Origin of the sequence: Streptomyces sp. ISL-12 (genome assembly GCF_018614415.1) — a bacterium.
In the GTDB taxonomy this organism is placed as follows: Bacteria; Actinomycetota; Actinomycetes; order Streptomycetales; family Streptomycetaceae; genus Streptomyces.
In genome coordinates this window covers 1-9,681 of the sequence record NZ_JAGGOO010000160.1, presented here as the reverse complement: position 1 = coordinate 9,681, position 9,681 = coordinate 1, and the positions used below count along the sequence as shown (strand labels likewise).

At 76.6% G+C, this 9,681-nt stretch carries 7 protein-coding genes and 2 pseudogenes; all 9 read right to left on the bottom strand.

Going from position 1 to position 9,681, the window contains the following annotated elements:
* Nucleotides 1-424: 424 nt before the first annotated feature.
* Nucleotides 425-1,795, bottom strand: a complete 1,371-nt coding sequence (gene rfaE2, locus J7I94_RS34780; RefSeq protein ID WP_215173824.1) for a D-glycero-beta-D-manno-heptose 1-phosphate adenylyltransferase — start codon at nucleotides 1,793-1,795, stop codon at nucleotides 425-427.
* Complete coding sequence (locus J7I94_RS34775) at nucleotides 1,788-2,405, bottom strand: SIS domain-containing protein (protein ID WP_215173822.1); 618 nt, start codon at nucleotides 2,403-2,405, stop codon at nucleotides 1,788-1,790. The genes rfaE2 and J7I94_RS34775 overlap by 8 nt, the downstream gene beginning before the upstream one ends.
* A complete protein-coding gene (locus J7I94_RS34770; protein WP_215173820.1) occupies nucleotides 2,405-3,622 on the bottom strand; it encodes a glycosyltransferase in 1,218 nt (405 codons plus the stop codon). The genes J7I94_RS34775 and J7I94_RS34770 overlap by 1 nt, the downstream gene beginning before the upstream one ends.
* Nucleotides 3,619-4,575 (bottom strand): glycosyltransferase, encoded by a 957-nt coding sequence (locus J7I94_RS34765; RefSeq protein ID WP_215173818.1) that lies wholly within the window; start codon nucleotides 4,573-4,575, stop codon nucleotides 3,619-3,621. The genes J7I94_RS34770 and J7I94_RS34765 overlap by 4 nt, the downstream gene beginning before the upstream one ends.
* Nucleotides 4,572-5,564 (bottom strand): glycosyltransferase family 9 protein, encoded by a 993-nt coding sequence (locus J7I94_RS34760; protein ID WP_215173816.1) that lies wholly within the window; start codon nucleotides 5,562-5,564, stop codon nucleotides 4,572-4,574. The genes J7I94_RS34765 and J7I94_RS34760 overlap by 4 nt, the downstream gene beginning before the upstream one ends.
* Before the next feature lie 389 nt (nucleotides 5,565-5,953).
* Nucleotides 5,954-6,550: pseudogene (locus J7I94_RS34755) on the bottom strand (D-glycero-alpha-D-manno-heptose-1,7-bisphosphate 7-phosphatase); the annotation flags it as partial.
* A complete protein-coding gene (locus J7I94_RS34750; RefSeq protein WP_215173814.1) occupies nucleotides 6,547-7,578 on the bottom strand; it encodes a glycosyltransferase family 2 protein in 1,032 nt (343 codons plus the stop codon). The pseudogene J7I94_RS34755 and the gene J7I94_RS34750, both read right to left, overlap by 4 nt.
* A complete protein-coding gene (locus J7I94_RS34745) occupies nucleotides 7,575-9,218 on the bottom strand; it encodes a carbamoyltransferase C-terminal domain-containing protein (protein ID WP_215173812.1) in 1,644 nt (547 codons plus the stop codon). Before J7I94_RS34745 ends, J7I94_RS34750 begins: the two co-directional genes overlap by 4 nt.
* Before the next feature lie 126 nt (nucleotides 9,219-9,344).
* Nucleotides 9,345-9,681, bottom strand: a pseudogene (locus J7I94_RS34740) (SDR family NAD-dependent epimerase/dehydratase); the annotation flags it as partial.

The following is a 9,681-nucleotide window of genomic DNA, read 5'->3' as shown; positions in this document are numbered from 1 at the left end:
CCGGAACCCAAACCGGCGCCCACTACAGGAGCGGGGCCCGTGGCAGAGCCGGGGCTCGTGGCAGCGCCAGCACCCGCGCCGAAGCCAAGACCCACGACAAGGGCGATGCCGGAACCCAAACCGGCGCCCACTACAGGAGCGGGGCCCGTGGCAGTGCCGAGGCCCGTGGCAGAGCCGGCGCCCGCGCCGGAGCCAGGGCCGGGACCCGTGACGGGACCGCAGCCAGGTTCCGTGACGGAGGCGGTCTCCCGGGCGGGGCACGTGCGCGGCGTGCGCGGATGCCGTGTGCGCGGTTCCGTCGGGGCTGATGCGGTGGCGGGGCCCGGCCGGGCATCGGCGCCGGCCGGGGCGGGCGGCGGACATGCCGGGCCGTCGGCGCTCCGTGCGGGGTGAACGGGGCGTCCCTCACCTCGGACGGGGCCGGTCATCGCACGCCCTCCGCAGCCCGGGCCATCAGGGCCGTGGACGAGCGGCCGTCGAGGTACGGGAGGAGGACCGCCTGGCCGCCCCACTCGTCGAGGAGCGCGGCCTCGGGGAGGTCCGCGCCGGCGTAGTCGCCGCCCTTGACCCAGACGTCGGGGCGCAGGTCGCCCAGCAGCCGTTCGGGGGTGTCCTCGTCGAAGACTGCGACGGCGTCCACGCAGGCCAGGGCGCGCAGCACGCGGATGCGGTCGGCCAGGGGGTTGACGGGGCGGCCCTCGCCCTTGCGGCGGCGGACGGAGGCGTCGGAGTTGACGCAGACCACCAGGCAGTCGCCGAGCCTGCGGGCGGCCTGGAGGAGGCCGACGTGTCCGGCGTGCAGCAGGTCGAAGCAGCCGCCCGCGGCGACGACGGTGCCGTGCTGGGCGCGGATACGGGCGGCGAGCGCGTGCGGGTCGTCGGTGTCGGGGGGCGGAACGGCGCGCGGCCGGGAGCCGGCCCGCGGCAGGGCGCCCGCGCCGCCCGCGGCGACGAACGCGCTCGCGGCGCCCACCGCGCCCTCCACGGCCTCGCCGACCAGTGTCCCGTCGGCCAGCAGACCGGCGGCCGTCGCGGCGAACCGGTCACCGGCACCGCAGGAGTCGCCGGGGTGGGTGGCGGGCGCGGGCACGAGGAGGGGGTGCTCGCCGTAGGAGAGCAGGGCGCCCCGGGCACCGAGGGTGACGGCGACGGCTGCGGCCTTCCAGTCGCGGACCAGATCGGCGGCGATGTGCGCGGCGGCGCGCAGGGTGCCGTCGGGGCGGGCGTCGCCGGGGGCGAAACCGTGCGCCTCCTTCTCGGCGGGCGTCACCAGCCGGGTGCCGGGCACGGGCGGGCCGCCGCGCGGGTGCGGGTCCCAGACCAGGGGCGGACGCTCCGTGAGTTCCTCGCGCAGGGCGTCGGCGGTGCCGCGGCCGTAGTCGGAGACCAGTACCGCGTGCGCGGAGCGCAGTGCGGCACGGGCCTCGTCGGTGGCGGCGCGGGCGCGTCCGCCGCCACGGTCGAGGCGGACGACGGGGCGGCCCTGGGCCAGCACGCGGGTCTTCTCGGGCAGGGTGCCGCCGAGCGGCAGCGGGATCAGGGTCAACCAGGGTTCGAGGAGTCCCCGCAGTTCACCGGAGGCCGGGTCGTCGCCCAGGCCGGTGATCAGGGTGACGTCGCGGCCGTCGCGGGCGGCGAGGTAGGCGGCGAGCGCGGCGCCGCCCGGCCGGACGCGTTCGGCGCACTCCGACACCACCGGCACGGGCGCGTCGGGGGCGAGCCGGTCGGCGGAGCCGGTCAGGTCGCGGTCGAGCAGCGCGTCACCGACGACGACCAGCGGGGTCTTGTCACGCATGGGGGCCGCCCCCTCCCCGCGCGCCCCGGTCCCCCGCGCCCTGGTCCAGGGCGGCGTCGAAGGCCGCGCAGATCATGTGCACGGCGACCAGGTGGAGTTCCTGGACGGTCGCCGTCGTGGCGGCCTCCACGCACAGGGACTCGTCGCTGCCCGCCATCAGCGGGTTGGGTTCGCAGCCGGTCAGCGCCCACACCCGCAGGCCCGCCGCGCGGCCCGCGTCCGCGGCGGACAGCAGGTTGGCGCTGGCGCCGGAGGTGGACAGCAGCATCAGGACGTCGCCCTCGCGGCCGTGCGCGCGGACCTGGCGGGCGAAGACCTCGTCGACGCCGTAGTCGTTGGCGATGGCGGTGGTGGAGGAGGTGTCGGCGTGCAGGGCGATCGCGGAGAACGGCGGCCGGTCGTCGCGGTAGCGGCCGACGAGTTCGGCGGTCAGGTGCTGGGCCTGCGCGGCGCTGCCGCCGTTGCCGGCCGCGAGCAGCCGGCCGCCGCCGGAGAGGACGGCCGCGAGCTGTTCGCCCCAGCGCTGGGTGATGTGCGCGGAGGCGCGGAACGCGGCCAGCGCGTCCTGGAGTTCGTCGCAGTGCCCGACGACGGGCGGGTGCACGGTCATCACGCCACCTCCTGGGACAGTTCGTGGTCGGCGAGGGTCAGGCGGTAGACCTGTTCGGCGCCGTCGGCGACGCGCCGCCATGTGTAGTGCTTGAGGACGCGTTCGCGTCCGGCGGTGCCCAGGGCGCGGCGCAGCCGTTCGTCGGCGAGGAGGTCGCGGGCGGCGTCGGCGATCGCCCGGGGGCTGCCGGGTTCGACGAGCCGGCCGGTGACGCCGTCGGCGACGGAGTCGCGGTGGCCGCCGACGTCGGTGGCGAGCACGGGCACACCGCAGCCCATCGCCTCCAGCGGCACGATGCCGAACGGCTCGTAGTGCGGGGTGCACAGCACGAGGTCGGCGCTGCCGATCAGGGTCGGCATGTGCTCGGGGTCGACCGCGCCGAGCAGCCGTACCCGGTCGGCGACGCCGGTCCGGCGCGCGACGCTCGTCAGGCGCCGGGCCTCGGGGTCGGTGTCGACGTCGTCGGCGGGCGGGCCGCCGGCGATGAGGAGTTCGGCGTCGGGGATGTCGGCGAGGGCTCGGACGGCCAGTTCGTAGCCCTTGCGGGGGACGAGCCGGCCGCAGGCCAGCAGCCGGTGCCGGTGGCGGCGCGCGGGGGCGCGGCCGGTGTCGGCGCCGGGGCGGAAGTGGTGGGAGTCCACCCCGCACGGCACCACGGAGACCTGGCGCGGGGGCACGCCCATGTCGCCCAGTTCGACGACCTCGTCGGTGCAGGTGGCCAGGACCCGGGCGCAGGAGCGGCCGAGCTGCCGTTCGATGCCGATGCGTTCGTGGGGGCTGGTGTCCCTGAGGCCCTGGTGGCGCCGCTTGACGGTGCCGAGGGCGTGGAAGGTCTGCACGAAGGGGATGCCGTGCGGCTGTACGCCGATCTGGGCGGCGAGGCCCGACATCCAGAAGTGAGCGTGCACCACGTCGGGCCGCTCCCGGGTGAAGGCCCGGGCCAGGTGGGCGCCGAAGGCGGGCATGTACGGCAGCAGGTCGTCCTTGGGCAGGGGCTCGGCCGGTCCGGCGGGTACGTGTTCGACGACCGCGCCGCCGGGCAGCGGCACCCGGTCGGGCAGGTCGAGGCAGTCGCGGCGGGTGTACACCGTGACGTCGTGGCCGCGCCGGGCCAGTTCCTCGCTGAGCCGGGCCACGTAGACGTTCTGTCCCCCGGCGTCGACGCCGCCGAGCGCGGCGAGCGGGCTCGCGTGCTCGGACACCATGGCGATCCTCATCGGGTCACCTCCTTCAGCAGCCGCTCCCAGTCGTCCAGGAAGCGGGACAGCCCGTAGCGGGCGAGGGCCGCCGCCCGGGCCTTCTCGCCGACCGCGCGGGCGTGCGCGGGGTCGGCGAGGAAGTCGCGTACGGCGTCGGTCAGTACGTCGAGGCGGTTGGAGACCACTCCGGCGCCGGGCGGTACCGCCTCGGTCACCTCGGTGGTGGCGAGGGCGACCACGGGCATGCCCAGGTGCATGGCCTCCAGGAGGGACAGGCCCAGGGAGGTCCAGCGGACGGGGTGGACGTAGACGCGGCGGCGGGCGAGTTCGGTGTGCAGGTCGCTCTGCGGGACGTCCTGGGTGCGGCAGCCTGCGGGGTCGACGCCGAGGTGGGCGGCGAGTCCGTCCGTGCCCATGCCGAAGACGTCGAGGGGGGCGGCGCGGGCGAAGGCGGGCAGCAGGTCGGTGCCGGTGGTACGGCCGCGCCGGACGGGCTCGTTGACGACGACGGCGGCCCGGTCCAGTTCGCCGGTCCAGCGGGGGCCGGGGTCGACGATGCCGTGCTCGATGACGGTGGTCTCGGTGCGGCCCGCGTCCCACATCAGGCGGTTGAAGTGGGTGACGTGGACGAGGGTGACGCCGGGGAGGTCGGCGGCGGGGTGGCGGGTGTCGGGCACCCCGGGGGAACCGTGCGGTGCGTTGTGCTCCAGGTAGACCAGGGGCGGGCGGCGGCCCAGCCAGCGGTCGACCAGGTCGAGTTCGTGGGGGCGCTGGAGGACGACGAGGTCGATCTCCTCGTCGCGCAGCTTCTCCGGCGGGACCTCGATCACCGACTCCGGCCAGTCCCAGGTGCGGGCGCGGCCGAGGCCGTCGGGGCCGCGGTCGGGGGTGACGGGGACGACGTAGGTGTGCGGGCCCTGCACGAAGGCCGTGGTCCACGACCCGTGCACGTGCCAGATGAGGATCCTCATGACGTCTCCCCCACGAGCTTCTCGACGGCGGCCGCCACGTCCGTGGCAGTGACGGTGTTCAGACAGGGATGGCCCGGTACGGGGCACTGGCGGGCACGGCTGTCGGCGCAGGGCGCGTCCTGGTCGCCGAGGAGGACGTACGGCACTCCGTACGGCCGCCAGCGTTCGGCCGGGACGACCGGGGCGAACAGGGAGACGACGGGGGTGCCGACGGCGGCGGCGAGGTGGGCGGGGGCGGTGTTGCCGGTGACGACGACGTCCGCGCCCGCGAGGACGCCGGAGAGTTCCGGGGCCTCGGTGCGGCCGCCGAGGTCGGTGCCGTACTCCCCCGCCACGTGTGCGGTGAGGTCGCGTTCGCCGGTGCCGCCGGTGACCAGGACGCGGTGTCCGGCGGCGGCGAGTTCGCGTACGGCTTCGGCGGCGCGGTCGGGGCTCCAGGCACGGGCGGGGACGCTGGCGCCGGGGTGCAGGACGACGTACGGGCCGGGCCCTGTCAGGCCGGCGACGGAGGGCGGCTCGTGCACGCGCAGCCGGCCGTCGCCGGGGCGCGGGAACCCGGCCGCCTCCGCCAGGTCGAGGGCCGCTTCGGCCTCGTGGGCGTGCGGGGCGCGCTGGTGGCGCACGTCGAGCAGGGAGCCGGGGTAGTCCACGCTGTCCGCGGCCAGGCGGCGGACGCCGGCCAGGCGCAGCACCAGGGCGGTGGGCAGCGGGGACTGGTGGAAGGAGGTCAGGATGAGGCCGGTGTCGGCGTCGATCCGGGCGGTGAGGGCGTCGAGGTCGGCGCGGTCCACGGCGGGCGGCTCGAACCCGCCCCAGGGCGCGTCCCACACCAGCACCTCGTCCACGCCGGGCAGCAGCCGCGCGGCGGGGGCGCCGCGGGTGCCGCACAGCAGGGTGACGTGGTCGGCGCGGGCGGCGACGGCCCGGACGGCGGGCCCGGCGAGCAGCACGTCGCCGAAGCTGTCCAGCCGCGTGACGAGCGCCCTCATCGCGGCCTCCCTGAGGTATCGCCGACGGCCCGACCGCGCGGCGCCCCGCCGGTGCCGGAGTCGGTGTCGGTGCCGGAGTCGGTGCCGGTGCCGGTGCCGGTGTCGATGCCGGAGTCGGTGCCGGTGCCGGTGCCGGTGCCGGTGCCGGAGTCGGTGCCGGAGTCGGAGTCGGTGCCGGTGCCGGTGCCGGTGCCGGTGTCGGTGTCGGTGTCGGAGTCGGTGCCGGAGTCGGACCGGGGCTCCCCGCCGGGGCGGGGGGCGCCGGTACCGCCGCCCGTGGCACAGCCCCCGGGCGCGGGCCGCCGGGTACCGGGGACCTGGACCGGCCCCGTGCCGGAGGCGGCGGCCGGGGCCCGCCACACCGCCGCGTCCGCCGGGGCGGCCGGGCCGCCGATGGCGTAGGCGTTCTCGATGGGGCGTTCGTCGGCCAGGACCCGGCCCTTCGGCGGGCCGTCGAGCACCGCGCGTACGGCGGTCAGCAGGTCCGGCGCCACATGGGCCGCGGCGGCCGTCTCCTCGGGGCGGGTCACCGCGTTGGGGACGAGGATGCCGTGGGCGCCGGCCCGGCGCGCGGCCTCGACGTCGGCGCCGATGTCGCCGATGACCACGGCCTCGGCGGGGCCGGCGCAGATCCGGCCGGCCGCCCAGAGGATCATGCCGGGCCGCGGCTTGCGGCAGTGGCAGCCGTCGTCCGGGCCGTGCGGGCAGACCGCCCACACGTCGAACGGGCCGAGCAGGTCGTCGATCCGCCGGTTGACGCGGCGTACGTCGGCGTCGGTGAGCAGGCCGCGGGCGACGCCGGACTGGTTGGTGACGACGCCGGTGCGGATGCCGTGCGCGCGCAGCAGGTCCAGCGCCTCGCGGGCGCCGTCGACCGGGCGGACCCGCTCGGGGTCGCCGTTGTAGGGGACATCGTGGACCAGGGTGCCGTCGCGGTCGAACAGGACGGCCTTGACGGCGCCGGCGGCGGTCTCGGCGGTGCTCATGCGGCCACCTCCCGCCAGGCGGGGGCGGACCGGTGCCGCAGCTCTCCGCCGATCCGGTGCCAGGTGGCGGCCGGCGGGATGAGCGCGCTGGTCACGAGCATGGTCGTCACCTCGTCGCGGGTGCGCGGACCGGGCGCGAGGCGGGCCCAGGCGAACTCGGCGGTGCCGGCGGCCCAGCCCAGCCCGGCGACGGCGGCGGCCCGGGGGCGGCCGGCTGCGGCGAGGAGGAGGGCGGCGGCGCCCGCGGCGGTGATGGCCATGTGGCGGCGGATCCGGCCCCGGGGCGCGACCGCCTTGTCCCACCAGTCGGGGCCGTGCAGGTGCCGCATCAGCGCGTCGTCGGCGTTGCCGCGCTGCTGTTTCAGCGACACCCAGCGGGAGGCGGGCCGCACCGGGTGCCGGGTGGTGCGCCGGCCCTGCCGGATGCGCCAGCCGGAGTCGAGGACGCGCAGCGCGAGGTCGGCGTCCTCGCGGAAGGCGCGGGTGAAGCGTTCGTCGAAGCCGTCGACCTCCTTGAGCACCTGGGTGCGGTAGGCCATGTCGGCGGTGATCCAGCGGGCCGTGGCGAGGCCCGCGGTGCCGCGCTCCCAGTCGGTGGGGCGGCGTTCGCCGGGCAGCGGTACGGCGATGACGCCCTGGACGGCGCCGGTGTCGGGGGCGGCCCCGGCGAGATCCTGGACGAGCTGGTCGCACCAGTGGGGGCCGACCTGGACGTCGTCGTCGAGGAACGCGGTCCACTCGGTGGTGACCGCGCGCAGGCCGGTGTTGCGGGCGGCGGCCGGTCCGCGTCCGCCGCCGCGCAGCACGACGGTGCGCTCGCGCAGGTCGCCGAGGACGGTCAGCGGGTGTTCCAGCGCGCCTGGCTCGGCGTCGGCGTCCGGCGCGGGCCGGTCGTCGACGAGGACGATCTCGTCCGGCTTCGGTCCGGTCGCGGCGGCGAGCGCGGCCAGGCAGTCGGCCAGCGTCGCCCGGGCGAGGGTGGGGATCACCACGGAGTAGCCGGGGTGGCCCTCGGGGTGTCCGGTCATGCGAAGGCCCTCCCCCGGCGGACGGCGAACGGTCCGATGGCGAGGAGGTCCACCGGCGCGGAGCCGAAGCACTCCAGGGCGTCGCGCGGGTCGTCGACCATGGGCCGGCCGGCGGTGTTGAGGCTGGTGTTGACGACGACCGGCAGTCCCGTGCGCCGTTCGAAGGCGTGGAGCATCCGCGCGACGAGCGGCTCGCGGCGCTCCTCGACGGTCTGGATGCGGGCGGTGCCGTCGACGTGGACGACGGCCGGGACGCGGTCCCGCCAGGCGGCGGCGACGTCGTGCACGAAGAGCATGTACGGGCTGGGGACCGGGCCGCCGGAGAAGATCTCGGCGGCGCGGTCGGCCAGCACCATGGGCGCGACCGGCCGGAACTCCTCGCGGCCCTTGACGGCGTTGAGGCGCTCCAGGTTCTCCGCGCGGCCCGGGTGGGCCATCAGGGAGCGGTGTCCGAGGGCGCGCGGACCGTACTCGCTGCGGCCCTGGAACCAGGCGACGACGCCGTCCCGGGCCAGTTCCCCGGCGACCGTCTCGGCGATGTCGTCGGGTTCCTCGTAGGGGATCGCGGCCGTCTCCAGCCAGGCGCGGATCTCGTCGTCGCTCCAGCCGCGCCCGAGGTCGGCGCCGGGCATCGGCTCGGGGGCGGCGCCCTCCTGGGCGGCGGCGACGTGCAGGGCGCCGCCGAGGGCGGTACCGGCGTCGCCGGCGGCGGGCTGGACCCAGACGTGCCGGTACGGGCCCTCGCGGGCGATGCGCGTGTTGGCGACGCAGTTCAGGGCGACGCCGCCGGCCATGGTCAGGGAGTCGCCGCCGGCCTCGCGGTGCAGCCAGTGGACGAGGTCGAGGAGGGTCTCCTCCAGGACGGCCTGGGCGCTGGCGGCGAGGTCGGCGTGGACCTGGGTCCACTCCTGGTCCCCGGGACGGGCCGGGGCGAGGGCGGCCCAGTCGACGCCGTGGGCGCGGAAACCGCCGTCGCCGGTGGCGTGGACGTGCTCGCGGATCCGGTCGGCGAAGCGGGGCTTGCCGTAGGAGGCGAGGGCCATGACCTTGAACTCGTCGCTGCTGCGCAGGAAGCCGAGGTGCTCGGTCAGTTCCTCGTAGACCAGGCCGAGCGAGTGCGGCAGGGCCTGGGTGGCGAGGGTGTCGAGCTTGCCGTCGCGGTAGCGGCCGGCCAGGTGGGAGGCGCACTCGCCGCGTCCGTCGAGGACGAGGACGTCGTTGTCGGGGTGCGGGGAGGCCGGTCCGGCGGAGGCGGCGTGGGCGACGTGGTGCGGGACGAAGACGACCTGGTCGGGGTCGAGTCCGGGCAGCGCGTCGGCGAGGAACCGCGGGGCGCGGCGGGCGTACTCCAGGCGCAGCGGGTCCCAGGGGTCGTCCAGGCCCATGTCCCGGGCGGGCCGGGCGAGCTTGGGGTCGAAGGAGTACGCGACGGCGTCCAGTTCCCCGGGCCGCACGCCCGCGTGCTCCAGGCACCAGCGGGCCGAGAGTTCCGGCACCTCCCAGGCGGAGAACGGCACCGGCCGCTTGCCGTGCTTGCGGCGGCTGAAGCGCTCTTCCTCGGCGGCCGCGACGGTCCTGCCGTCCACGACGAGGGCGGCGGCGGGGTCGTGGAACAGAGCGTTGATACCGAGGATGCGCATGAGGTGTACTCCGTCCTGTGTCGCTTCCGGGTCGCGGGTGCCGCGGGACAGCTGTCTCAAACACTTGGAAACAGCTCAACTCCGGAAAGAGAGGGCAAAACCACCCTCTGTCACCGTGCCGGTGGTTCAGGCCGCGACGGCGTGCGCGAACCAGCCGATGGTGCGTTCCAGGCCCTCGTTCCAGTCGGTGCGGGGGCGCCAGCCGAGCCGTTCGCGGGCCAGCGTGGTGTCGGGGCGGCGGCGCCCGGGGTCGTCGACGGGGCGTTCGACGAAGCGGATGCGGGAGCCGGAACCGGTGAGGTCGACGATGCGGCGGGCCAGTTCCAGCATGGTGATCTCGTCGCTGCCGCCGATGTTCACCGGCCCGGTCTCCCGGGACGCGGCGAGGGCGAGGACGCCGTCCACGGTGTCGTCGACGTAGCACAGGGAGCGGGTCTGGCCGCCGTCGCCGGCGACGGTGAGC

Coding starts and splice junctions, on each gene's coding strand:
- J7I94_RS34765 (WP_215173818.1), bottom strand. CDS start 4,575: ATGAGGATCCTCATCTGGCACGTGCACGGGTCGTGGACCACGGCCTTC.
- J7I94_RS34775 (WP_215173822.1), bottom strand. CDS start 2,405: ATGACCGTGCACCCGCCCGTCGTCGGGCACTGCGACGAACTCCAGGAC.
- J7I94_RS34750 (WP_215173814.1), bottom strand. CDS start 7,578: ATGACCGGACACCCCGAGGGCCACCCCGGCTACTCCGTGGTGATCCCC.
- J7I94_RS34760 (WP_215173816.1), bottom strand. CDS start 5,564: ATGAGGGCGCTCGTCACGCGGCTGGACAGCTTCGGCGACGTGCTGCTC.
- rfaE2 (WP_215173824.1), bottom strand. CDS start 1,795: ATGCGTGACAAGACCCCGCTGGTCGTCGTCGGTGACGCGCTGCTCGAC.
- J7I94_RS34745 (WP_215173812.1), bottom strand. CDS start 9,218: ATGCGCATCCTCGGTATCAACGCTCTGTTCCACGACCCCGCCGCCGCC.
- J7I94_RS34770 (WP_215173820.1), bottom strand. CDS start 3,622: ATGAGGATCGCCATGGTGTCCGAGCACGCGAGCCCGCTCGCCGCGCTC.